At 70.7% G+C, this 22,898-nt stretch carries 26 protein-coding genes; 17 read left to right on the top strand and 9 right to left on the bottom strand.

Annotated elements, in window-relative coordinates; translation table 11 throughout:
- Position 1: 1 nt before the first annotated feature.
- Both tal and tkt read right to left on the bottom strand, forming a co-directional pair.
- Positions 2–1,120, bottom strand: a complete 1,119-nt coding sequence (gene tal, locus AC4OXY_RS16105; protein WP_362819004.1) for a transaldolase — start codon at positions 1,118–1,120, stop codon at positions 2–4.
- A gap of 33 nt (positions 1,121–1,153) precedes the next feature.
- Positions 1,154–3,241, bottom strand: coding sequence for a transketolase (gene tkt / locus AC4OXY_RS16100; protein ID WP_491994114.1), 2,088 nt, complete (start codon positions 3,239–3,241; stop codon positions 1,154–1,156).
- 403 nt (positions 3,242–3,644) lie between these two features.
- Between tkt and AC4OXY_RS16095 the strand changes: the two genes are divergently transcribed.
- The 4 genes from AC4OXY_RS16095 (at position 3,645) to AC4OXY_RS16080 (ending at position 6,963) form a co-directional block, all read left to right on the top strand.
- The gene (locus AC4OXY_RS16095; protein ID WP_356036477.1) at positions 3,645–4,601 is read left to right on the top strand and encodes a heme o synthase; all 957 of its coding nucleotides are present in this window, start codon (positions 3,645–3,647) and stop codon (positions 4,599–4,601) included.
- Between the two features lie 58 nt (positions 4,602–4,659).
- Positions 4,660–4,980, top strand: coding sequence for a hypothetical protein (locus AC4OXY_RS16090; RefSeq protein WP_158919707.1), 321 nt, complete (start codon positions 4,660–4,662; stop codon positions 4,978–4,980).
- Between the two features lie 117 nt (positions 4,981–5,097).
- Complete coding sequence (locus AC4OXY_RS16085) at positions 5,098–6,204, top strand: amidohydrolase family protein (RefSeq protein WP_356036406.1); 1,107 nt, start codon at positions 5,098–5,100, stop codon at positions 6,202–6,204.
- An 18-nt stretch (positions 6,205–6,222) separates the two neighbouring features.
- A complete protein-coding gene (locus AC4OXY_RS16080) occupies positions 6,223–6,963 on the top strand; it encodes a nucleotidyltransferase family protein (RefSeq protein WP_491994113.1) in 741 nt (246 codons plus the stop codon).
- Positions 6,964–7,018: 55 nt separating this feature from the next.
- Here AC4OXY_RS16080 and AC4OXY_RS16075 read toward each other — a convergent pair whose 3' ends face one another.
- The 4 genes from AC4OXY_RS16075 to AC4OXY_RS16060 form a co-directional block, all read right to left on the bottom strand.
- Complete coding sequence (locus AC4OXY_RS16075; protein ID WP_356036412.1) at positions 7,019–8,029, bottom strand: COX15/CtaA family protein; 1,011 nt, start codon at positions 8,027–8,029, stop codon at positions 7,019–7,021.
- 81 nt (positions 8,030–8,110) lie between these two features.
- Positions 8,111–8,890, bottom strand: a complete 780-nt coding sequence (locus AC4OXY_RS16070; RefSeq protein ID WP_376290844.1) for an ABC transporter permease — start codon at positions 8,888–8,890, stop codon at positions 8,111–8,113.
- The gene (locus tag AC4OXY_RS16065) at positions 8,887–9,810 is read right to left on the bottom strand and encodes an ABC transporter ATP-binding protein (protein ID WP_362818994.1); all 924 of its coding nucleotides are present in this window, start codon (positions 9,808–9,810) and stop codon (positions 8,887–8,889) included. Before AC4OXY_RS16065 ends, AC4OXY_RS16070 begins: the two co-directional genes overlap by 4 nt.
- A gap of 46 nt (positions 9,811–9,856) precedes the next feature.
- Positions 9,857–10,657: an AAC(3) family N-acetyltransferase gene (locus AC4OXY_RS16060; protein ID WP_491994112.1), complete on the bottom strand. Its 801-nt coding sequence runs from the start codon at positions 10,655–10,657 to the stop codon at positions 9,857–9,859.
- Positions 10,658–10,840: 183 nt separating this feature from the next.
- Between AC4OXY_RS16060 and AC4OXY_RS16055 the strand changes: the two genes are divergently transcribed.
- From AC4OXY_RS16055 to AC4OXY_RS16020, 8 genes are read left to right on the top strand one after another with little or no spacing between them, the layout of a single operon-like run.
- Positions 10,841–11,575: a helix-turn-helix transcriptional regulator gene (locus AC4OXY_RS16055; protein WP_071370874.1), complete on the top strand. Its 735-nt coding sequence runs from the start codon at positions 10,841–10,843 to the stop codon at positions 11,573–11,575.
- Entirely contained in the window at positions 11,572–12,993 is a 1,422-nt protein-coding gene (gene sufB, locus AC4OXY_RS16050; protein WP_071381563.1) for a Fe-S cluster assembly protein SufB, read from the top strand. Before AC4OXY_RS16055 ends, sufB begins: the two co-directional genes overlap by 4 nt.
- A gap of 57 nt (positions 12,994–13,050) precedes the next feature.
- Positions 13,051–14,235 (top strand): Fe-S cluster assembly protein SufD, encoded by a 1,185-nt coding sequence (gene sufD, locus AC4OXY_RS16045; protein ID WP_356036423.1) that lies wholly within the window; start codon positions 13,051–13,053, stop codon positions 14,233–14,235.
- Positions 14,232–14,561 carry a non-heme iron oxygenase ferredoxin subunit gene (locus AC4OXY_RS16040; RefSeq protein WP_356036426.1) on the top strand — a complete coding sequence of 110 codons (330 nt, stop codon included), beginning with the start codon at positions 14,232–14,234 and terminating at the stop codon, positions 14,559–14,561. The genes sufD and AC4OXY_RS16040 overlap by 4 nt, the downstream gene beginning before the upstream one ends.
- 7 nt (positions 14,562–14,568) lie before the next feature.
- The gene (sufC, locus tag AC4OXY_RS16035; RefSeq protein ID WP_356036429.1) at positions 14,569–15,333 is read left to right on the top strand and encodes a Fe-S cluster assembly ATPase SufC; all 765 of its coding nucleotides are present in this window, start codon (positions 14,569–14,571) and stop codon (positions 15,331–15,333) included.
- Positions 15,330–16,598, top strand: coding sequence for a cysteine desulfurase (locus AC4OXY_RS16030; protein ID WP_356036431.1), 1,269 nt, complete (start codon positions 15,330–15,332; stop codon positions 16,596–16,598). Before sufC ends, AC4OXY_RS16030 begins: the two co-directional genes overlap by 4 nt.
- A gap of 18 nt (positions 16,599–16,616) precedes the next feature.
- On the top strand, positions 16,617–17,084 hold the full coding sequence (gene sufU, locus AC4OXY_RS16025; protein ID WP_356036434.1) for a Fe-S cluster assembly sulfur transfer protein SufU: 468 nt from the start codon (positions 16,617–16,619) through the stop codon (positions 17,082–17,084).
- The gene (locus tag AC4OXY_RS16020; RefSeq protein ID WP_037743875.1) at positions 17,081–17,413 is read left to right on the top strand and encodes a metal-sulfur cluster assembly factor; all 333 of its coding nucleotides are present in this window, start codon (positions 17,081–17,083) and stop codon (positions 17,411–17,413) included. Before sufU ends, AC4OXY_RS16020 begins: the two co-directional genes overlap by 4 nt.
- A gap of 59 nt (positions 17,414–17,472) precedes the next feature.
- Here the strand turns inward: AC4OXY_RS16020 and AC4OXY_RS16015 are convergent, their stop codons facing one another.
- Positions 17,473–18,270, bottom strand: coding sequence for an AbfB domain-containing protein (locus AC4OXY_RS16015; RefSeq protein WP_376290853.1), 798 nt, complete (start codon positions 18,268–18,270; stop codon positions 17,473–17,475).
- A 106-nt stretch (positions 18,271–18,376) separates the two neighbouring features.
- Between AC4OXY_RS16015 and AC4OXY_RS16010 the strand changes: the two genes are divergently transcribed.
- From AC4OXY_RS16010 to dapD, 3 genes are all read left to right on the top strand, one after another.
- Entirely contained in the window at positions 18,377–18,700 is a 324-nt protein-coding gene (locus AC4OXY_RS16010) for a DMT family transporter (protein ID WP_362818982.1), read from the top strand.
- Positions 18,700–19,233 carry a TetR/AcrR family transcriptional regulator gene (locus tag AC4OXY_RS16005; protein WP_356036442.1) on the top strand — a complete coding sequence of 178 codons (534 nt, stop codon included), beginning with the start codon at positions 18,700–18,702 and terminating at the stop codon, positions 19,231–19,233. The genes AC4OXY_RS16010 and AC4OXY_RS16005 overlap by 1 nt, the downstream gene beginning before the upstream one ends.
- Before the next feature lie 73 nt (positions 19,234–19,306).
- Positions 19,307–20,293 (top strand): 2,3,4,5-tetrahydropyridine-2,6-dicarboxylate N-succinyltransferase, encoded by a 987-nt coding sequence (gene dapD, locus AC4OXY_RS16000; RefSeq protein ID WP_356036445.1) that lies wholly within the window; start codon positions 19,307–19,309, stop codon positions 20,291–20,293.
- 58 nt (positions 20,294–20,351) lie between these two features.
- Here the strand turns inward: dapD and AC4OXY_RS15995 are convergent, their stop codons facing one another.
- Positions 20,352–20,873 (bottom strand): HAD domain-containing protein, encoded by a 522-nt coding sequence (locus tag AC4OXY_RS15995; RefSeq protein WP_491994111.1) that lies wholly within the window; start codon positions 20,871–20,873, stop codon positions 20,352–20,354.
- A 45-nt stretch (positions 20,874–20,918) separates the two neighbouring features.
- On the bottom strand, positions 20,919–21,821 hold the full coding sequence (dapA, locus tag AC4OXY_RS15990) for a 4-hydroxy-tetrahydrodipicolinate synthase (RefSeq protein WP_491994110.1): 903 nt from the start codon (positions 21,819–21,821) through the stop codon (positions 20,919–20,921).
- A 176-nt stretch (positions 21,822–21,997) separates the two neighbouring features.
- Here dapA and AC4OXY_RS15985 point away from each other — a divergent pair, with 176 nt between their 5' ends.
- Positions 21,998–22,168, top strand: coding sequence for a hypothetical protein (locus tag AC4OXY_RS15985; protein ID WP_491994837.1), 171 nt, complete (start codon positions 21,998–22,000; stop codon positions 22,166–22,168).
- Positions 22,165–22,848 (top strand): hypothetical protein, encoded by a 684-nt coding sequence (locus AC4OXY_RS15980; RefSeq protein WP_491994109.1) that lies wholly within the window; start codon positions 22,165–22,167, stop codon positions 22,846–22,848. The genes AC4OXY_RS15985 and AC4OXY_RS15980 overlap by 4 nt, the downstream gene beginning before the upstream one ends.
- The last annotated feature ends 50 nt before the right edge of the window (positions 22,849–22,898 follow it).

Genomic DNA, 22,898 nt, shown 5'->3' with positions numbered 1-22,898 from the left:
ATCAGCCCTCCGAGGGGGTGAGGCGCTTGAGCTCCGCCTCGGTCGACTTCAGCAGGTCGATCCAGGACGCCTCGAACTTCTCGACGCCCTCGTCCTCCAGCACCTGGACCACGTCGTCGTACGAGATCCCGAGCTTCTCCAGCGCATCGAGGTCGGCGCGGGCCTGCTCGTAGGTGCCGGTGATGGTGTCGCCGGTGATCTCACCGTGGTCCTCGGTGGCCTCCAGGGTGGCCTCCGGCATGGTGTTGACCGTGTTCGGCGCGACCAGGTCGGTGACGTACATCGTGTCCTGGTACGCCGGGTCCTTCACGCCGGTCGACGCCCACAGCGGACGCTGCTTGCGGGCGCCCGCGTTCTCCAGCGCCTGCCAGCGGTCGGAGGAGAAGACCTCCTCGTACGCCTGGTAGGCGAGGCGCGCGTTGGCGACGGCGGCCTTGCCGCGCAGCGCCTTGGCCTCGTCGGTGCCGATGCCGTCCAGCCGCTTGTCGATCTCGGTGTCCACACGGGACACGAAGAACGACGCCACGGAGCGGATGAGCGACAGGTCGAGGCCGCGCTCCTTCGCCTTCTCCAGACCGGTGAGGTAGGCGTCCATCACCGCGCGGTAGCGCTCCAGCGAGAAGATCAACGTCACGTTGACGCTGATGCCGAGGCCGATGACCTCGGCGATCGCCGGCAGACCCGCCTTGGTGGCCGGGATCTTGATCAGGGTGTTGGGGCGGTCCACCAGCCAGGCCAGCTGCTTGGCCTCGGCGACCGTCGCCCTGGTGTGGTGGGCCAGACGGGGGTCGACCTCGATGGAGACCCGGCCGTCCTGGCCGTCGGTGGCGTCGAAGACCGGGCGCAGGATGTCGGCGGCGTCACGGACGTCCGCCGTCGTGATCATGCGGATGGCCTCGTCGACGGTGACCTTGCGGGCGGCGAGATCCGTGAGCTGCTGCTCGTAGCCGTCGCCGCCGCTGATCGCCTTCTGGAAGATCGTCGGGTTGGTGGTGACGCCCACGACGTGCTGCTGGTCGATCAGCTCGGCGAGGTTGCCGGACGTGATCCGCTTGCGCGACAGGTCGTCCAGCCAGATCGCGACGCCTTCCTCGGAGAGGCGCTTGAGTGCGTCTGTCATGGAATTACATCTCCTACGTGTCGTATATGAGCGTCAGCGCTGGGCGGCGGCGAGGGATTCCCGGGCCTTGGCGGCCACGTTCTCGGCAGTGAAGCCGAACTCGCGGAAGAGCACCTTGCCGTCGGCGGAAGCACCGAAGTGCTCCAGGGAAACGATGCGGCCGGCGTCCCCGACGTACTTGTGCCACGTGAGGCCGATACCCGCCTCGACCGACACGCGGGCCCTGACCGACGGCGGCAGGACGGAGTCCTTGTACGCCTGGTCCTGCTCCTCGAACCACTCCACGGACGGCATCGACACCACGCGCGTGGGGACACCGTCGGCCTGGAGCTGCTCACGCGCCTCGACGGCCACGTGCACCTCGGAACCGGTGGCGATCAGGATCACCTGCGGGGTGCCACCGTCCGCCTCGAAGAGGACGTAACCACCCTTCGCCGCATCCTCGTTGGGCTCGTACGTCGGCACGCCCTGGCGGGTGAGGGCGAAGCCGTGCGGCTGTCCCTTGCCGAACTCCTTGGTGTAGCGCCCCAGGATCTCGCGCCACGCGATCGCGGTCTCGTTGGCGTCGGCCGGGCGGACGACGTTCAGGCCCGGGATGGCGCGCAGCGACGCCAGGTGCTCGACCGGCTGGTGGGTCGGGCCGTCCTCGCCGAGGCCGATCGAGTCGTGCGTCCACACGAACGTCACCGGCAGGTGCATCAGCGCCGACAGACGCACGGCGTTGCGCATGTAGTCGGAGAAGACGAGGAACGTGCCGCCGTAGATACGGGTGTTGCCGTGCAGGGCGATGCCGTTCATCTCGGCGCCCATGGAGTGCTCGCGGATGCCGTAGTGGACGGTGCGGCCGTAGGGGTTGGCCTCCGGCAGCGGGTTGCCCTCGGGCAGGAACGAGCTGTCCTTGTCGATGGTCGTGTTGTTCGACCCCGCGAGGTCGGCGGAGCCGCCCCACAGCTCGGGGATGACCGCGCCGAGCGCCTGCAGCACCTTGCCGGACGCGGCACGCGTCGCGACGCCCTTGCCCGGCTCGAAGACCGGCAGCTTGTCCTCCCAGCCGGCGGGCAGCTCGCCCTTGCTGATGCGGTCGAACTCCGCGGCCCGCTCGGCGTTGTCGTCGCGCCACACCTGGAGCGACTTCTCCCACTCGGCCTTCGCCTGCGCGCCGCGCTCCAGCGCCTTGCGGGTGTGGGCGATGACCTCGTCCGCGACCTCGAAGCTCTTCTCGGGGTCGAAGCCGAGGACGCGCTTGGTGGCCGCGACCTCCTCGTCGCCCAGCGCCGAGCCGTGCGCGGCCTCGGTGTTCTGCGCGTTCGGGGCCGGCCAGGCGATGATCGAACGCATCGCGATGAACGACGGCCGGTCGGTGACGGCCTTGGCCTTCTGGACCGCGTCGTAGATGGCGGCCGGGTCCAGGTCGCCGTTGTCCTGGGCCTCCACGCGCTGCACGTGCCAGCCGTAGGCCTCGTACCGCTTCACGGTGTCCTCGGACACGGCCGTCTCGGTGTCGCCCTCGATCGAGATGTGGTTGTCGTCCCACAGCAGGATCAGGTTGCCGAGCTTCTGGTGGCCGGCCAGCGAGGACGCCTCGGCGGAGATGCCCTCCTGGAGGCAGCCGTCACCGGCGATGCAGTAGACGAAGTGGTCGAACGGGGACTCGCCCTGCGGCGCCTCGGGGTCGAACAGACCGCGCTCGTAGCGGGCGGCCATCGCCATGCCCACCGCGTTGGCGACACCCTGGCCCAGCGGACCGGTCGTGGTCTCCACGCCCTTGGTGTGCCCGTACTCCGGGTGGCCCGGGGTCTTGGAACCCCACGTCCTGAAGGCCTTCAGATCGTCCAGCTCCAGGCCGAAGCCGGCCAGGTACAGCTGGGTGTAGAGGGTCAGGGACGAGTGGCCGGCGGACAGCACGAAACGGTCGCGTCCGACCCATTCGGGGTCGGCCGGGTCGTGCCGCATCACCTTCTGGAAGAGGGTGTACGCGGCCGGAGCCAGGCTCATCGCCGTACCGGGATGGCCGTTGCCGACCTTCTGTACGGCGTCGGCGGCCAGGACACGGGCGGTGTCGACGGCCCGCTGGTCCAGCTCGGTCCACTCAAGGTCTGTGGTGGTCGGCTTGGTGCTCACCCTGGGTCAGGGCTCCTCTCCACATGTCGGTCGCCGGTCTGTCGGGGCATGCGCCCACCCGGCTTCCGGCGGGCTTGCCGCCCACCGGACGCTGTCGAGCCTACCCTCGCGAAGACGTGCGTTTTTTCGACTCATTCCAGACTGCCGGGAGTCCGTGCGATCCGCCTCCCGACTGGCCGAGACGGCATTTGGCACATGAATACGGAGCCGGTCATCTGAGCGCTCAATCGAGGGGTGGGTCCCCTCTTATGGGGGGCCTCCGGGAGGCCTCTCATGCGGGGCCGCCAACACGACCCCACCCCCGCGAAGGTCGGGGTATGGGCAACGTCTAAAGTGGCGTGGTACGCGCGAGCCTTTACCGGGACTTCACAGGGGGAGGCTTGCTGGGATGTCTCTGTCAGGGGTGTGCGTGACGGCCGTCGAATCACGTCCAGCGGGCGTGCTGGGTGGTGCGAGCCAGGGCCCGGTTCACCGGCCGTTCGGGGCCCGTGTCAAGGCGTTCGTGGCTCTGACCAAGCCGAGGATCATCGAGCTGCTGCTCATCACCACCGTTCCGGTGATGTTCCTGGCGCAGAAGGGCGTGCCGGACCTCGGTCTGGTCCTGCTCACCTGCGTCGGCGGCTACCTGTCGGCGGGCGGCGCCAACGCGCTGAACATGTACATCGACCGCGACATCGACGCCCTGATGGACCGCACCTCGCAGCGGCCGCTGGTGACCGGCATGGTCAGCCCGCGCGAGTGCCTCGCCTTCGGCATCACCCTGGCGGTCGTCTCGACGCTGCTGTTCGGGCTCACCGTCAACTGGCTGAGCGCCTGGCTCTCCCTCGGCGCACTCCTCTTCTACGTCGTCGTCTACACGATGATCCTCAAGCGGCGCACGTCGCAGAACATCGTGTGGGGCGGCATCGCCGGCTGCCTGCCGGTGCTGATCGGCTGGTCCTCGGTCACGAACTCGATGTCCTGGGCGCCGGTCATCCTCTTCCTCGTCATGTTCTTCTGGACCCCGCCGCACTACTGGCCGCTGTCCATGAAGGTCAAGGAGGACTACGCGCGCGTGGGCGTGCCGATGCTCCCCGTCATCGCGTCCAACAAGGTCGTCGCCCGGCAGATCGTCATCTACAGCTGGGTGATGGTCGCCGTCTCCCTCCTGCTGACCCCGCTCGGCTACACCGGCTGGTTCTACACGGTGGTCGCCCTCGCGGCCGGCGGCTTCTGGCTCTGGGAGGCGCACGGCCTGCAGAACCGGGCGAAGGCCGAGGTCACCGGCGGGAAGCTGAAGGAGATGCGGCTCTTCCACTGGTCGATCACCTACGTGTCGATCCTCTTCGTCGCGGTCGCGGTGGACCCCTTCCTGCGCTGACGCACGTCACAACGGCCTGCTCTCGCCAGTCGATCTACTCGTGAGTAGCATCGGGGTCATGGCAGACACGCAGCAGGTTGACGCGCGGGCCGAGCGCAAGGTGTCCCGGCTCGCCCACCAGATCAGCGCCTTCGCCAAGGCACACGGCGGGGCCGAGGGCCAGGTGGCCCACATCGGCGAACGCGGCGCCCGCATCGTCCTCGTCGGCGAGGACGGCGGCTGGGGCGACCTGGTGGCCCCCAGCACCGAGATCGCCGAGAAGGCCGTCGAGAAGTCCGGCATCACCGTCCACGAGTCCTTCGACGGTGAATTCGCGGCCAAGGTGAAGACGGGCCCGTACGAGTGGAAGAGGATGGCGGGCATTCAGATCGGGGGTTGACCACATACGGTCCGAAGCCGCCGAATAACCCGCAGTCCCGGGCTGTTCCGCGACCTCGATACCCGTTCCCCCGTTAGGACGTGCAAGGCAGCGCACGTCTTCACGGGGGAGTCCCGGATGATCGAAACGCCGTCCCTGGTGGACCAGTACTGCCACGGAGTGCTCCGCACGGAACTGGGCCTCGGCACCTTCGAGGCCCAACTCGCCCGCACCGAGGGCCCGCCCGCGGCCGGCACCACCCTCTTCGACACCCAGACGGGCTTCGCCGTACGGCGCTGGTGCCCGCCCCTGCTCGGCCTCGAACCCCACTGCGCGCCCGCCCGGTATCTGGCCCGGCGCCGGGAACTGGGCGTCCTGGAAGCGGGCCGGCGGCTGCTGCGCGGCAGCGGCATCACCACCTACCTCGTCGACACCGGCCTGCCCGGCGACCTCACCGGCCCGGCCGAGCTGGCCTCCGCCGGATTCGCCGAGGCCCACGAGATCGTCCGGCTGGAGCTGCTCGCCGAGCAGGTCGCCGACACCTCCGGCACCGTCGAGTCCTTCCTCGCCAACCTCGCCGAGTCCGTGCACGGCGCCGCCGCGCACGCCGTCGCCTTCACCTCCGTCGCCGGCCTGCGCCACGGCCTCGCCCTCGCGCCCGAGCCGCCGGGGCCGGGGGAGGTGCGGGGCGCGGCGGGCCGCTGGCTGGCCGGGCGCCCGGTCGGCGGCGCGCTGCGCGACCCCGTACTGCTGCGGCACCTGCTGTGGATCGCCGTCGCCTCCGGACGGCCCCTGCAACTGCACGCGGGACTCGGCGAGCCCGGCTCCCGCATCGACCGCACCGACCCGGTGCTGCTCACCGACTTCGTGCGGGCCACGGCGGGACTCGGCACCGATCTGATCCTGCTGCACGGCTATCCGTACCACCGGCACGCCGCCCATCTGGCCGGTGTCTTCGCGCACGTCTACACCGACTCCGGCGCCGCGCTCGTGCGCACCGGGGCCCGGGCCGCCACCGTCCTCGCCGAGATCCTGGAGCTGGCCCCCTTCGGCAAGATCCTCTTCTCCACCGGCGCCCACGGCCTGCCCGAGCTGCACGTCGTCGGGGCCCGGCTGTTCCGCGAGGCGCTGGGCCAGGTCCTGGGCGGCTGGGTCGGCGAGGGCGCGTGGTCCCTGGAGGACGCCCAGCGGGTGGCCCGGATGGTCGCGTCGGACAACGCGCGCCGGGTGTACAGGCTGGGCTGAACTGCTCAGACTGAGCGGATGCAGACGGAGTCCCTGCTCGCCCGGTTCCTCACCGGCCTGGCACCCCTGCGCCCCCGCGCCGTCTGGGCGCACGGCTCACTGGCCGGCGGCGACTACCAGGAGGGCCGCAGCGACCTGGACCTCATCGCCGTACTGCCGGACGCGGCGGGCCTCACGACCGTACGGCGGGTCGTGGCGTTGCACCGGCGCCTGCGCACGGAACCGCTCGCCGCGAAGCTCCACTGCAGCTACCTGACGCCGGCGACCCTGGACGATCCGGACCGGTCCCACCTCACCTGGGCGCACCGGCGGGTGATGCGTCGCCCGGTCACCCCCGTCACCCGGCGCGAGCTACACGACTTCGGGCGGGTGCTGCACGGGGAGACACCGGCCGGCCTGCTGCCGCCGGTGCCGCAGCGGCAGCTGACCGCCTTCGTCGTCCGCGACCAGCGGGACTTCTGGCGGCCCCATGTCGACAGGGCCCGGTTGTGGAAGCAGGACGTCTGGGTCGACCTGGGCCTGGTGACCTTCGCCCGCGCCACCGTGACCCTGCGGGACGGGCGGCTGATCTCGAAGCGGGAGGCGCTCGCCGAACTCCCCTCGCTCGGCGCTCCGGCCGAGGTCGTCGAGGACATCACCCGAAGGCGGTACGGCGCGGCCGCGCCCACGGCGGACGACGCGTGGCTCACCCGCCGCGCCGAGTCGACCCGTGCCTACCTCGCCCCGGCGATCGACACCCTGGTCACGACGTACGGATGACGCACGCGCGTGCCGCCGAAAAACGCACCACGCGCGCGTACCGATGGGAAACGCGCTACGCGCGCGTGCCCACCGTCACCTCGGCGGCCGGGCCGGGCAGGTCCACGGCGGCATCCGCACGCTCCCGAAGCGCCAGCAGGACACGCAGGACGCCGATCCACACGAGGCAGGAGCCGAGCATGTGGAGGCCGACGAGCAGCTCGGGCAGGTGGGTGAAGTACTGGACGTAGCCGATGACGCCCTGGCCCAGGAGGATCAGGAACAGGTCCCGGGTGCGGTGCAGCGGGCCCTTCGGCGCGTCGACCGCCTTGAGGACGAACCACAGGGCGAAGGTGAGCGTGACGACGATCCAGGCGAGCACGGCGTGCAGCTTGGCGACGGTCTCCCAGTCGATCGGGATGCGCTTGACGTCGCTGGAGTCGCCCGCGTGCGGGCCCGCGCCCGTCACCACCGTGCCGGCCGCGATCAGCAGGACCGAGGCGACGGCGAGGAACCACACCAGCTGCTGCACGGCCTTGCCGACCAGCGGCCGGGGCGCGCCGTCGCCCTCGCGGGTGCGCTGCCACATCACCGCGGCGACCGTCATGAGAACAGTGGCCAGCAGGAAGTGCGCCGCGACCGTGTACGGGTTGAGGCCGACGAGCACCACGATGCCGCCCAGCACCGCGTTGCTCATCACGAGCCAGAACTGCGCCCAGCCCAGCCGGGTCAGGCTGCGCCGGTACGGCTTCTCGGAGCGCGCGGCGATGATCGCCCAGCCGACCGCCGCGCACAGCACGTACGTCAGCATGCGATTGCCGAACTCGATGGCGCTGTGATAGCTCAGCGCGGTCGTCGGCGTCAGCGAGCCGTCGGTGCACTCGGGCCAGGTCGGGCAGCCGAGGCCCGAGCCGGTCAGGCGCACGGCACCGCCGGTGACGACGATGACCACCGACATGACGAGCGCGGCGAGGGCCGCCCGCTGCACGGTCCGGGGTTCCGGCGTCCAGCGTGCGGCGATGAAGGCGAGCGGGTTGCGCAGGGCGGCTACGGCGTCGGCGCGGGTCAGCTTGGGCACGGGCACCATGGTAGGACGCCGCTTGTGCACGCTTTCACGAGGGTCGGCCCCACGCGTGCGTGCAGGTCGCCGCGCGGCTCACGGCCCGGCTCACTCCCAGCGGAAGAGCTTTCCGGCCGCGGCCAGCCCCACGACCGCCCACACGGCGAGGATCCCGAGGTCGCCCCACGGCATGCCGGCCCCGTGCTGGAGGACGTCCCGAAGACCGCCCGACAGCGCCGAGATCGGCAGCAGCCCCAGGACGTGCTGCCCGGCCGAGCCGAACTTGTCCAGCGGGACGACGACCCCGCCGCCGACGAGCAGCAGCAGGAAGACCAGGTTGGCCGCGGCCAGGGTGGCCTCCGCCTTCAGCGTGCCCGCCATCAGCAGGCCGAGCCCGGAGAACGCGGCCGTGCCGAGGACGAGGAGGAGCAGGACGGCGGCGGGGTTGCCGTGCGGGTGCCAGCCCAGCGCGAACGCGATCACCGTCAGCAGGATGACCTGGAGGACCTCCGTGACCAGCACCGACGCCGTCTTGGCTGCCATCAGCCCCCAGCGGGGCAGCGGCGAGGAGGCGAGCCGCTTGAGCACGCCGTAGCGGCGCTCGAAGCCGGTCGCGATGGCCTGCCCGGTGAACGCGGTCGACATCACGGCGAGGGCCAGGATGCCGGGCGCGAGGAAGTCGACGGCCTTGCCCTTGCCGGTGTCGACGATGTCCACGGAGCTGAACAGCACCAGCAGCAGGGTCGGGATGACGACCGTCAGCAGCAGCTGCTCGCCGTTGCGCAGCAGCATCCTGGTCTCCAGCGCCGCCTGGGCCCCGATCATGCGGGGGAGCGGCGCCGCACCCGGCTCGGGGGTGTAGGTACCGGTACCGGTGGCGGTCGTCATGAGCGCAGCTCCTTGCCCGTGAGCTCCAGAAAGACGTCTTCGAGCGTGTGCCGCTCGACCGAGATCCGGTCCGGCATCACCCCGTGCTGGGCGCACCACGAGGCCACCGTGGCCAGCAGCTGCGGGTCGACCTTGCCGACGACCCGGTAGGCGCCCGGGGTCAGCTCGGCGGCGGTGCAGCCGTCCGGGAGGGCCTTGAGCAGGGAGCCGACGTCGAGGCCGGGGCGGCCGGTGAAGCGCAGGGTGTTCTCGGCGCCGCCCCTGCACAGCTCCTCGGGGGAACCCTGGGCGATGACCCTGCCGCCGTCGATGATCGCCACGTCGTCGGCGAGCTGCTCGGCCTCTTCCATGTAATGCGTGGTGAGGATCACCGAGACGCCGTCGGCGCGCAGATCCTTCACCAGGTCCCAGGTGGCCCGGCGGGCCTGCGGGTCGAGGCCGGCCGTGGGCTCGTCCAGGAAGACCAGCTCCGGGCGCCCGACGACGGCCATGGCGAGCGCGAGACGCTGCTGCTGGCCGCCCGAGAGCCGGCGGTAGCTCGTCCGTCCGCAACTGCCCAGCCCCAGCCGCTCGATCAGCGCGTCCACGTCCAGCGGATGCGCGTGCAGCCTGGCGACGTGCCGCAGCATCTCGTCGGCCCGCGCGCCGGAGTAGACGCCGCCGGACTGGAGCATCACGCCGATACGGGGACGCAGCTCGGCGGAGTGCCGCACCGGGTCGAGGCCCAGGACGCGCACCGTTCCGGCATCCGGCTTCCGGTACCCCTCGCAGGTCTCGACCGTGGTCGTCTTCCCCGCTCCGTTGGGACCGAGGACGGCGGTCACACCCGCCCGGGCCACCAGGTCGAGGCCGTCCACCGCGGTCTTCGTGCCGTACCGCTTCACCAGGGCCTGGACCTGGACCACAGGGTCGCTTCGCATGGATCCAGAGTCTAGGGAGAGCGCGGGGCGCCGCGGAGCCGGGGTGCTAGAACTCCTCCGCACGGGGCCGGTGCAGCGGCAGCCAGCGTTCGGCGTAGGCCACGGCGCCCGCCACCGGGAACAGCCGTACGTCCGCCGCGCCCGCTCTGCCCCGTACGACGTCCCGGTCCCGCTCGAAGTCGTGCCCCAGCTCGTCGAAGCGGTCCGAGGTGATCGAGACCTCGGTCACGGTCTCCCAGCCGCCGCCGGGCGCGGGCCGGCCGACCGGCACGCGGGGCGCGGGTATGCGGTACTCGGCGAGGTGGAAGCTCGTGCAGGCCTCGTATCCGGCGCCCAGCAGCAGGACCCGGGCACCGCGTTTCTCCAGGCGGGCCAGCGGGCTGTGCTCGCCGAGGCGGCAGTCGGGCGCGTGGCCGTCGGTGATCTCGCGCGCGTGCGGGCCGACGGCCGCGAAGGACGTCTGCGGGTGGGCGCTGCGCAGCGCGCCGGGCCAGGTCCGCACGGTCTCCGGGATCACCCCGACCCCGCGCGTGGGCGTGATCAGCGGGTCGTAGGCGGGCATGGTGGCCCGGATCCGGTCCCACCACTGCGCGGGCACCGGCGGGTTCGACCACACCGCCGGGTCGGACAGATCGCCGGTCTGCGTCGGGACGACGAGCGTGCCGTCCGGGCCGAGGGCGTCGAGCAGGCCCTGCACGACGGCGACCGCGCCTCCGTTGACCCAGCCGAGCGCGCTGAGCGAGGAGTGGACGAGGAGGATCTCGCCGGGTTCGACGCCGAGCAGCCGCAGCTGGGCGGCGAGGGTGTCGCGGGTGACGAGCGGGCCGGTCGGAGCGGGTGTCGGCATGGTGGGTGAGTCTTCCGGACGGACCCGCACGGCGCCACCGAATTGCCTGTTCAGCACCCTGTGGATGATCGATCAAAGATCGTTTGCGCAGGTCGGATTAGGTATGCCTAAGTGATGCAGGGCACCGTCCGATGATCCGGACGGCGCTTGTCAGGCCCCGCGGAATTACGCAACAATGGCGTTGTGAAAAACGTCGACGAGGCTCGGGAGACCCCCCTGGGGGCCCCGCAGGAGGAACTCGCGACCGGTGAGCGCTCCACGCGCAACCGCGTCGCCCGCTCCATCCTGGACCACGGCCCGTCGACCGTCGCCGAGCTGGCCGGCCGGCTGGGACTGACCCAGGCCGCCGTCCGGCGCCACCTGGACGCCCTCGTCGCCGACGACGTCGTGGAGGCGCGCGAGCAGCGGGTGTACGGCACGCGCACGCGTGGCCGCCCCGCCAAGGTCTTCGCGCTCACCGACTGCGGCCGCGACGCCTTCGACCAGTCGTACGACAAGCTGGCCGCCGACGCGCTGCGCTGGATCGCCGAGCAGGGCGGTGGCCCCGAGGCCGTCGCCGCGTTCGCCCGCGCGCGGATCACCGCCCAGGCGAGCGCCTACCGCAGGGCGATCGAGGCGGTCACGCCCGACAAGCGCGCCGAAGCACTGGCCAAGGCCCTGAGCGTGGACGGGTACGCTGCAACGGCGCGCACCGCACCGGTCGGCGAGCAGCTGTGCCAGCACCACTGCCCGGTCGCCCACGTCGCGGAGCAGTTCCCCCAGCTGTGCGAGGCGGAGACGGAGATCTTCGCCGAACTGCTGGGGACACACGTCCAGCGACTGGCGACCATCGCGCACGGCGACGGCGTCTGCACGACGTTCATTCCCAAGATTTCCACTGACGCACCTGCAAGCACGGCCGGGAGGAACCCCGCATGACTCTCCCCACGGAGACTGCCCACCCTGAGCTCGAGGGCCTGGGCAAGTACGAATACGGCTGGGCCGACTCCGACGTGGCCGGTGCGTCCGCGCGCCGTGGCCTGAACGAGGACGTCGTCCGGGACATCTCCGGCAAGAAGTCCGAGCCGGAGTGGATGACCAAGCTCCGCCTCAAGGGTCTGAAGCTGTTCGAGAAGAAGCCGATGCCCAACTGGGGCTCGGACCTCTCGGGCATCGACTTCGACAACATCAAGTACTTCGTGCGCTCCACGGAGAAGCAGGCGGAGTCCTGGGAGGACCTGCCCGAGGACATCAAGAACACCTACGACAAGCTGGGCATCCCGGAGGCCGAGAAGCAGCGCCTCGTCGCCGGTGTCGCCGCCCAGTACGAGTCGGAGGTCGTCTACCACCAGATCCGCGAGGACCTGGAGGAGCAGGGCGTCATCTTCCTCGACACCGACACCGCGCTGAAGGAGCACCCGGAGCTCTTCAAGGAGTACTTCGGCACGGTCATCCCCGCCGGCGACAACAAGTTCGCGTCGCTGAACACCGCCGTCTGGTCGGGCGGCTCCTTCATCTACGTCCCGCCGGGCGTCCACGTCGAGATCCCGCTCCAGGCCTACTTCCGCATCAACACGGAGAACATGGGCCAGTTCGAGCGGACCCTGATCATCGTCGACGAGGGTGCCTACGTGCACTACGTCGAGGGCTGCACCGCCCCGATCTACAAGTCGGACTCGCTGCACTCCGCGGTCGTCGAGATCATCGTCAAGAAGAACGCCCGCTGCCGCTACACGACCATCCAGAACTGGTCGAACAACGTCTACAACCTGGTCACCAAGCGCGCCGTGGCCTACGAGGGCGCGACCATGGAGTGGATCGACGGCAACATCGGCTCCAAGGTGACGATGAAGTACCCGGCCGTCTACCTGATGGGCGAGCACGCCAAGGGCGAGACCCTCTCCATCGCCTTCGCGGGCGAGGGCCAGCACCAGGACGCCGGCTCCAAGATGGTCCACATGGCGCCGAACACGTCGTCCAACATCGTCTCGAAGTCCGTGGCGCGTGGCGGCGGCCGCACGTCCTACCGCGGTCTCGTCGAGATCGGCGAGGGCGCCGCCGGATCCAAGTCCAACGTGCTGTGCGACGCGCTGCTCGTCGACACCATCTCCCGCTCGGACACGTACCCCTACGTGGACGTCCGCGAGGACGACGTGTCGATGGGCCACGAGGCGACCGTCTCCAAGGTCTCCGAGGACCAGCTCTTCTACCTGATGAGCCGCGGTCTCACCGAGTTCGAGGCGATGGCGATGATCGTGCGCGGCTTCGTCGAGCCGATCGCCAAGGAGCTGCCCATGGAGTACGCCCTCGAACTCAACCGGCTGATCGAGCTCCAGATGGAAGGCGCGGTCGGCTGAGCGCCAACCGCCCACCCCATCAAGCCACTTACGCAAGAAAGCGAGCAGACCGCAGCCATGGCTGAGGCTCAGAACATCCCCGTGGGCTCCACCACCGCGGGCCAGATCGCGGTGGCCGCCGAGTCGACCGTCGCCACACGCATGAGCGCGCCCCCGTCCTTCGACGTGGCGGACTTCCCGGTCCCGCACGGCCGCGAGGAGGAGTGGCGGTTCACCCCGCTGGAGCGGCTGCGCGGGCTGCACGACGGCACCGCCGTCGTCACCGGCGCGGGCGTGAAGGTGGTCGTGGAGGCCCCGGAGGGCGTCACCGTCGAGACCGTCGACCGTGACGACGCCCGGATCGGCAGGGCGGGCACCCCGGTGGACCGCGTCGCCGCCCAGGCGTACTCGGCGTTCGAGAAGGCCGGCGTGGTCACCGTCCCCAAGGAGACGGTGCTCGGCGAGCCGATCCGCATCGCCGTGCACGGCGAGGGCGGGGTCGCCTACGGCCACCAGGTCGTCGAGCTGGGAGCCTTCGCCGAGGCCGTCGTCGTCATCGACCACACCGGTGACGCGGTCCTCGCCGCCAACGTCGACTACGTCCTGGGCGACGGCGCCAAGCTGACCGTCGTCTCGGTGCAGGACTGGGACGACAAGGCCGTGCACGTGGCCCAGCACAACGCCCTCGTCGGGCGCGACGCGAGCTTCAAGTCGGTCGTCGTCACCTTCGGCGGCGACGTCGTCCGCCTGCACCCGCGCGTCGCGTACGCCGGCACCGGCGGCGAGGCCGAGCTGCTCGGGCTGTACTTCACGGACGCCGGCCAGCACCAGGAGCACCGCCTCCTGGTCGACCACAACGTCCCGCACTGCAAGTCCAACGTCGTCTACAAGGGCGCGCTCCAGGGCGACGAGGCGCACGCGGTGTGGATCGGCGACGTGCTCATCGAGGCCGCGGCCGAGGGCACGGACACCTACGAGATGAACCGCAACCTGGTCCTCACGGACGGCGCGCGCGTCGACTCCGTGCCGAACCTGGAGATCGAGACCGGCGAGATCGTCGGCGCCGGCCACGCCTCCGCCACCGGCCGCTTCGACGACGAGCAGCTCTTCTACCTGATGGCCCGCGGCATCCCGGAGCACGAGGCCCGCCGCCTCGTGGTCCGCGGCTTCTTCGCCGAGCTGGTCCAGCAGATCGGTGTCGCCGACATCGAGGAGCGCCTGCTCGCCAAGATCGAGGAGGAGCTGGAGGCGTCGGTCGCATGACAGCTTCGTCCACGTTCGTCCGCGCCTGTGCGCTCAGCGAGCTGGAGACGGACACCCCGAAGCGGGTGGAACTCGACGGCACGCCGGTCTCGGTCGTCAAGACCGACGGCGAGGTCTTCGCGATCTACGACATCTGCTCGCACGCGAACGTCTCCCTCTCCGAGGGCGAGGTGGAGGACTGCCAGATCGAGTGCTGGCTGCACGGCTCCTCCTTCGACCTCCGCACCGGCAAGCCGTCCGGCCTCCCCGCGACGCGCCCCGTCCCCGTATACCCCGTAAAGATCGAAGGGGACGACGTTCTCGTCTCCCTCACCCAGGAGTCCTGAGGCACCCATGGCAACGCTTGAAATCCGAGACCTGCACGTCACCGTCGAGGCCGACAACGCCACGAAGGAGATCCTCAAGGGCGTCGACCTCACCGTGAAGCAGGGCGAGACGCACGCCATCATGGGCCCCAACGGCTCCGGCAAGTCGACTCTCGCCTACTCCCTCGCGGGTCACCCGAAGTACACGGTCACCAGCGGCACCGTGCTGCTCGACGGCGAGGACGTCCTGGAGATGTCCGTCGACGAGCGCGCCCGCGCGGGCCTGTTCCTGGCGATGCAGTACCCGGTCGAGGTCCCCGGCGTCTCGGTCTCCAACTTCCTGCGCACCTCCGCCACCGCCGTCCGCGGCGAGGCCCCCAAGCTGCGCACCTGGGTGAAGGAGGTCAAGGAGGCCATGGAGCGCCTCAACATGGACCCGGCCTTCGCCGAGCGCAACGTCAACGAGGGCTTCTCCGGCGGTGAGAAGAAGCGCCACGAGATCCTCCAGCTCGAACTGCTCAAGCCGAAGGTCGCGATCCTCGACGAGACCGACTCCGGTCTCGACGTCGACGCGCTCCGCATCGTCTCCGAGGGCGTCAACCGCGTCCGCGAGACCGGCGAGGTCGGCACCCTGCTGATCACGCACTACACGCGCATCCTGCGCTACATCAAGCCCGACTTCGTCCACGTCTTCTCCGGCGGCCGGATCGTCGAGTCCGGCGGTGCCGAGCTCGCCGACAAGCTGGAGGACGAGGGCTACGAGGCGTACACGAAGGGTGGCGTATCCGCGTGACCCCTTCCCGCCATGGGCTCCCCGGCCTCCTCGACACCGAGGCGATCCGCAAGGACTTCCCCGTCCTGGACCGACTGGTCCACGACGGCAAGAAGCTCGTGTACCTGGACAACGCGGCGACCTCGCAGAAGCCGCGCCAGGTACTGGACGCCCTGAGCGAGTACTACGAGCGCTACAACGCCAACGTCCACCGCGGTGTGCATGTGCTCGCCGAGGAGGCCACGGCGCTGTACGAGGGCGCGCGCGACAAGGTCGCCGAGTTCATCAACGCGCCCAGCCGCGACGAGGTGATCTTCACCAAGAACGCCTCCGAGTCGCTGAACCTCGTGGCGAACATGCTGGGCTGGGCCGACGAGCCCTACCGCGTGGACCACGAGACCGAGATCGTCATCACGGAGATGGAGCACCACTCCAACATCGTGCCCTGGCAGCTGCTCGCGCAGCGCACGGGCGCGAAGCTGAAGTGGTTCGGCCTGACGGACGACGGCCGTCTCGACCTCTCGAACATCAACGAGATCATCACCGAGAAGACGAAGATCGTCTCCTTCGTGCTGGTGTCGAACATCCTGGGCACCGTCAACCCGGTCGAGGCGATAGTGCGCCGCGCCCAGGAGGTCGGCGCGCTGGTCTGCATCGACGCCTCCCAGGCCGCCCCGCACATGCCGCTGGACGTGCAGGCCCTCCAGGCCGACTTCGTGGCCTTCACCGGCCACAAGATGTGCGGCCCGACCGGCATCGGCGTCCTGTGGGGCCGCCAGGAGCTGCTGGAGGACCTGCCTCCGTTCCTGGGCGGCGGCGAGATGATCGAGACGGTGTCGATGCACTCCTCGACCTACGCTCCCGCTCCCCACAAGTTCGAGGCGGGCACGCCCCCGATCGCCCAGGCGGTCGGTCTCGGCGCGGCGATCGACTACCTCAACTCCATCGGCATGGACAAGATCCTCGCCCATGAGCACGCGCTCACGGAGTACGCGGTCAAGCGCCTCGCCGAGGTTCCGGACCTGAGGATCATCGGCCCGACCACGGCCGAGGACCGGGGCGCGGCGATCTCCTTCACGCTCGGCGACATCCACCCGCACGACGTGGGCCAGGTCCTCGACGAGCAGGGCATCGCGGTCCGCGTCGGCCACCACTGCGCGCGCCCCGTCTGCCTGCGCTACGGAATTCCTGCGACCACGCGAGCGTCGTTCTATCTGTACTCCACGCCGGCCGAGATCGACGCACTGGTCGACGGCTTGGAGCACGTACGGAACTTCTTCGGCTGAGAGGCGTGAGCTGAGACCGTGAAGCTGGATTCGATGTACCAGGAAGTCATCCTGGACCACTACAAGAACCCGCACGGGCGTGGTCTTCGGGATGGCGACGCCGAGGTGCACCACGTGAACCCGACGTGCGGCGACGAGATCACCCTTCGCGTGAAGTACGACGGCACGACGATCAAGGACGTGTCGTACGAGGGCCAGGGCTGCTCCATCAGCCAGGCGAGCGCGTCGGTCCTCAACGAACTCCTCGTCGGCAGGGAACTGGCCGAGGCGCAGAAGATCCAGGAGACCTTCCTGGAGCTGATGCAGTCCAAGGGCAGGATCGAGCCCGACGACGCCATGGAGGAGGTCCTGGAGGACGCGGTCGCGTTCGCGGGCGTCTCCAAGTACCCCGCGCGGGTCAAGTGCGCCCTCCTGAGCTGGATGGCGTGGAAGGACGCGACGGCCCAGGCGCTGGGTGGCGCCGAAGCCGAAAGGAAGACGGCATGAGCGAGACCGTTGAGATGAAGCCGGCCTCGGAGGAAGAACTCCGCGAGGCGCTGTACGACGTCGTAGACCCCGAGCTGGGCATCGACGTCGTCAACCTCGGCCTGATCTACGGCATCCACATCGACGACGCGAACATCGCGACGATCGACATGACCCTGACCTCGGCGGCCTGCCCGCTGACCGACGTCATCGAGGACCAGGCCAAGTCCGCCACGGACGGCCTCGTCAACGAGCTGCGCATCAACTGGGTCTGGATGCCGCCGTGGGGCCCCGACAAGATCACCGACGACGGCCGCGAGCAGCTGCGGGCGCTGGGGTTCAACGTCTGACGTCACCGTGTGCGTGAAGCGGCGGCACCCGATGCGGGTGCCGCCGCTCTTTCGTGCGGTCAGGCCGGTGTGTCCACGAGCAGGAACGCCGAGTCCGCCCGGTACAGATCGGTGTTCTGGTACGGGTCCAGCTTCAGCCGGAAGTTCTGGTGGCGCAGGAAGCGGCCGGGGTAGTTGACCGACTCCAGCATGGTCGCGCCGGGGCAGGGGGACGGGCGGGGGCAGAAGGTGGCGTCCTGGCGGAACAGGGCGGTGCCGTCGTCCTGTTCCGCACGCAGCAGGAAGTTCCGGTGGCGGAGGTAGCCGCCGTCCGAGGTCGTGAACGAGTAACAGGAGCTGTCCGCGAGGCCCTTGACGACCGTGAAGCTCGCGGCGCTGCGGTCGGCGGCGGGGACGACGGGGTCGAGGTTCACGTAGTCACCGCTGATGTGCCAGTAGCGGTCCGGGTAGTTGACGGAGCGGACGGAGGTCCCCCTCGCGGCCGACTTCGGCGGATGCTGTGAACTTCCATGGCCGGGCGGGGACTTGGCGGGGGAGGCCGGCGGTTCGGCGGAGGGGGAGACGGCCGACTGCGGGGCCGTCGAGGGCGCGGTGCCCGTGCCCTTCGGCGGTGAGGCCGTGCGCGCCGACGGGGAGGCGAAGGAGAGCAGCCCCGGACCGTGGTCGGTCGGCGCCCCGGCCGCAGCCGGGGCCGTCGCCGGACCGGGGTCCGTGCCGTCCAGGGCTATGGCCGTCACGCAGGCGACGACCGTCGCGAGTGCCAGCGCGCCGGCCAGCCAGAGTCTTCGGGTGCCAGGGGTCCGGGAGGTGTCGGCGTTCCAGCCGTTCTCCCAGGGGCGGGGGGTGTGGTCGGGCATGAGCCCGCACATTAGTGGCCCGAGGGCTCCTAGTGAGCGGTTTCTGTGAAAGTGAAACTTTCTCGTTGTGTACGCCCGTACGCATGCGTTGTGTACGCTCGTACACATGGGATATCTCTTGCTCGCCGGCGCCATAGCCGCCGAGGTCGCCGCGACGACGGCGATGAAGTACAGCGCCGGGTTCAGCCGGCTGTGGCCCTCGCTCGCGACGACGCTGGGCTACGTCGTCTCCTTCGCGCTGCTCGCCCAGACGCTGAAGACCGTGCAGATCGGCACCGCGTACGCGATCTGGTCCGGGGTGGGCACCGCGACCATCGCCGTCCTCGGGCTGCTGCTGTTCGGCGAGGGGCTGAGCGCCACCAAGGTCGCCGGGATCCTGCTGATCATCGGGGGCGTGGTCGTGCTGAACCTCGGCGGGGCGAGCCACTGATGGCCCGGCGCTACGACCCCGAGCGGCGCCAGCGGATCATCGACGCCGCGATCCGCGTGGTCGGCCGGGACGGCATCGCCGGGCTGAGCCATCGCAGCGTCGCCGCCGAGGCGGACGTGCCGCTCGGCTCCACCACGTACCACTTCGCCACCCTCGAAGAGCTGATGGTGGCCGCGCTGCGGCAGGCCAACGAGGGCTTCGGCCGCAGGCTCGCCGAGCGGCTGCCGGAGGGCGGCCAGGGGGATCTCGCCGCCGAACTGGCCGCCGAGCTCGGTGCGTGGCTGGCCGGCGAGCGCAGCGGCGTGGAGCTGGAGTACGAGCTGTATCTGGCCGCGCTGCGGCGCCCCGCGCTGCGTCCCGTCGCCGCCGAGTGGACCGAGGACGCGGCCGCCCTGCTCGCCCGGCGCACCGACCCGGTCACCGCCCGCGCGCTGCTCGCGCTCATGGACGGCATCGGTCTCCAGGTGCTGCTGACCGGCGGTTCGTACGACGAGGAGTACGCGCGCACCGCGCTCGCCCGTCTGATCCCCTGAAGCCGCGCCCGGCACGTGAGACGCCCCGGTGCCGGTTCGCCTCCGCGAGGCCGCTCACGTTAGGTTTTGGTACATGACCGACACCGCTTCCCGCACCACCGGCGCCGTCGCCGCCGGCCTCGCCACGATCGCCTCCGACGGCACCGTCCTCGACACCTGGTTCCCGGCCCCCGAACTGGTCGAGCAGCCCGGCCCGGCCGGCACCGAGCGGCTCACCGCCGAGCAGGCGGCACAGCTGCTGGGCGACGGCGCGACCAAGGCGGTCGGCCCGGACGCCCGCCGGGGCGTCGAGGTGGTCGCGGTCCGCACGGTCATCGCCTCGCTGGACGAGAAGCCGATCGACGCGCACGACACCTACCTGCGCCTGCACCTGCTCTCGCACCGCCTGGTCAAGCCGCACGGCCAGAGCCTGGACGGCATCTTCGGCCACCTCGCCAACGTCGCCTGGACCTCGCTCGGCCCGGTCGCCGTGGACGACATCGAGAAGGTGCGTCTGAACGCCCGCGCCGAGGGCCTGCACCTCCAGGTCACCTCGATCGACAAGTTCCCGCGCATGACGGACTACGTCGCCCCGAAGGGCGTCCGCATCGCCGACGCCGACCGGGTCCGCCTCGGCGCGCACCTGGCCGAGGGCACCACGGTCATGCACGAGGGCTTCGTCAACTTCAACGCCGGCACGCTCGGCACCTCGATGGTCGAGGGCCGCATCTCCGCCGGTGTCGTGGTCGGCAACGGCTCGGACATCGGCGGTGGCGCCTCCACGATGGGCACCCTGTCCGGCGGTGGCAACGTGATCATCTCGATCGGCGAGCGCTGCCTCATCGGCGCCGAGGCGGGCGTCGGCATCGCGCTCGGCGACGAGTGCGTGGTCGAGGCCGGACTCTACGTCACCGCGGGCACCCGGGTCACCATGCCCGACGGCCAGATCGTCAAGGCCCGCGAGCTGAACGGCGCCTCCAACATCCTCTTCCGCCGCAACTCCGTCACCGGCGTGGTCGAGGCCCGCCCGAACAACGCGGTCTGGGGCGGCCTGAACGACATCCTGCACAGCCACAACTGACGCGCGCAGCATGCCCGGTAGCGCCCTTCACCCTCCGGTGAGGGGCGCTTCTCTTCTGTCAGGTGCCGGTCTCTCCTGTGCCGACGCCCGCCGCGAACTTGCGCAGCACCGCGAAGTCGCCCTCCCGCAGACCGACCCGCGGATCGACGTGGTGCAGCAGGGCCGGACCGGCGTGACGGGCCTTGACGTACAGCGTGTCCGCCGGGCTCTGCTCGTCGTCCACCCAGGCGAACGGCCGGCCCCCGGCGTACGCCACGATCGCCTCCGTCTTCCAGTGGACGCCGTCCGGGCGCTCGGCGAACAGGCCGTGGCCGAAGTCGACGTACGGCAGGTCGGCGGGCAGGCCGACGACCGGCGCGATCCACACGTTGGCCTCCGCCATCCAGCTCGTCGCCCAGACCAGCTCGTAGCCGAGCCGGAGCAGCGCCGGGCCGTGGGCCGGGTTCAGCCAGACCCGCAGGGGCCGCCGGTAGGCGAGGGGCACCCGGATGGTCGTGTAGCCCGCGGGCCGGCGTTCCGGGTTCGCCGCGTACGGGTTCAGGGGGCCGTCGATGTCCAGGAACAGCAGGGGGCGGCTCACGGGGACACCGTACGGCAGTCCCCGGCCGGGTCCGCCGGCCGCTGATCAGGCCGCCGCCAGCTCCTCGTACCGGGCCAGCAGCCCGTCGGCGGTCTCCCGGCCGGCGGGCAGCAGCGGGGGGCGGACCGGGCCCGCGGGCAGGCCGAGCCGGGCGAGGAGGGCCTTGGCGGTGACCGTGCCCGGCAGGCCCGCGCCCGTCATCGCCTCGATCAACGGCGTGGCGCGCAGCTGGAGTTCGCGCGCCCGCGCGGTGTCGCCCGCGTCGAAGGCGTCGAGGATCGCCGCGATGTGGCCGGGGACGGCGTTGCCGACCGTGCTCACACAGCCCGCAGCGCCGATCGCGTACAGCGCCAGCACGTGCTCGTCGCAGCCCGCGTAGTACGCCAACTCCGTGCGGGCCAGCACCTTCTGGGTGCCGAGGAAGTCGTAGGAGCAGTCCTTGACCGCCACGATCCGCGGGTGTGCGGCCAGCCGGATCATCGTGTCCGGCTCGATCCGGGTGCCGGTGCGGCCCGGGATGTCATAGAGCATCACGGGCAGCCCGCTCGCGTCGGCGACCTGGCGGAAGTGCGCCTCGACCGCTTCCTGCGGGGGCCGGCTGTAGTACGGCGTCACCACCAGCACCCCGTCGGCGCCCGCCTTCTGCGCCCCGAGCGCCAGCTCGACGGTGTGCCGGGTGTCGGCGCTGCCGACGCCCGCGACCAGGGCCACCCGGTCGCCGACCGCGTCCCGTACGGCCGCGACCAGCTCCGCCTTCTCGGCGTCCGAGGTGGTGGGCGACTCGCCCGTGGTGCCGTTCAGCACCAGGCCGTCGCAGCCCTCGGCCACCAGGCGCACGGCCAGACTCCGGGCCCCGTCCAGATCGAGGGCGCCCGCCTCGGTGAACGGCGTGATCATCGCGCAGAGGGTGCGGCCGAAGGGCCGGGCGGTGTCGCGTGTGCTCGTCATGGGAGTAGTCTCGGCAGCGCGATCGCGAAGCTCTACTTAATTCTTCTAAGGGGTATTTCTAAGTATCTCTGATGAATGGGTGGGCGGCCGAAGGCACGGTGTCCAACTCGGGCCCTCATGGGTCACTATGGCCGAAGGGGCACAGTGACGTCCGTCAGTCCGTCAGTCAGTCCGTCATGGGAGGCACCATGAAGCTCGGCAAGGCACTGGCCACCGGGGTCGCCGAGGAGCGGCCGCTCGTCGGCGAAGAAGAGATCCCGCTCCCCGAGGACACCGCCACCGGCACCGCCACCGTCCACGTCGAACCGGCCGGGCCGGCCCGCGAAGAGGTCCCGGCCGCCCGATGAGACTGCGGCTCCCGGCGGAACGCCCGACGGAGCCGCCGACCGGATACAAGATCGCCCACCCGGTGCTGTCCCAGGACGGCACCCGGGCCGGGTTCACCGGGGTGTCGCTCGGCGGCGCGCTGCCGTACGGCGTGCTCGACGACGCCTCCTGTGTCTACGGCCGACGGCACCGCCCGCCCGCGCGGCTGTGCGACTGCGGCTTCCACTGCGTCCACGACCGCGCGGCCGCCGAGGCCATGCTGTGCACCGCCGAGCACCGCACCGCGCTCCTGCTGGAGATCACCGTGCTCGGCGCCTACATCCGCTTCGAGCGCGGATTCCGCTACGCCCGCCAGCGGGTGCGCACGGCCGCCGCCGGTCCCTGCGCCTGCGGGGCCGGGGCCGTCGCGCTCGCCGACGCCGGCTGGGGCCGCCCCGGCTGGCTCGCCCTCGTCCCCGTCTGCGCCGGCTGTGTGCGCGGGCGTACGTCCGTCTCGCTCGCCGGGTTCGCGCGGCTGGCCGGGGAGGGGCTGAAGGTCGTGGCGCGCGGCGGCACTGCGGCGCTCCCGGAGCCCGCCCCGGTATCCGGCGCGGAGCCGGGCGTGCCCGAACTCGTCGCCGAGGCCGCGCTGTTGCAGGCACGTCTCGACTGGTTCCAGACCCAGCTCGCCCGGCTCGGCGAACAGGGGGACGCCCCCTAGCCGTCAGGTGCCGTGCGCCGCCTTCTCACCGAAAACTCGATCCGTCTGGA

The organism is Streptomyces sp. HUAS MG56 (genome assembly GCF_058673395.1).
This window is presented reverse-complemented; position numbering and strand designations above follow the sequence as displayed.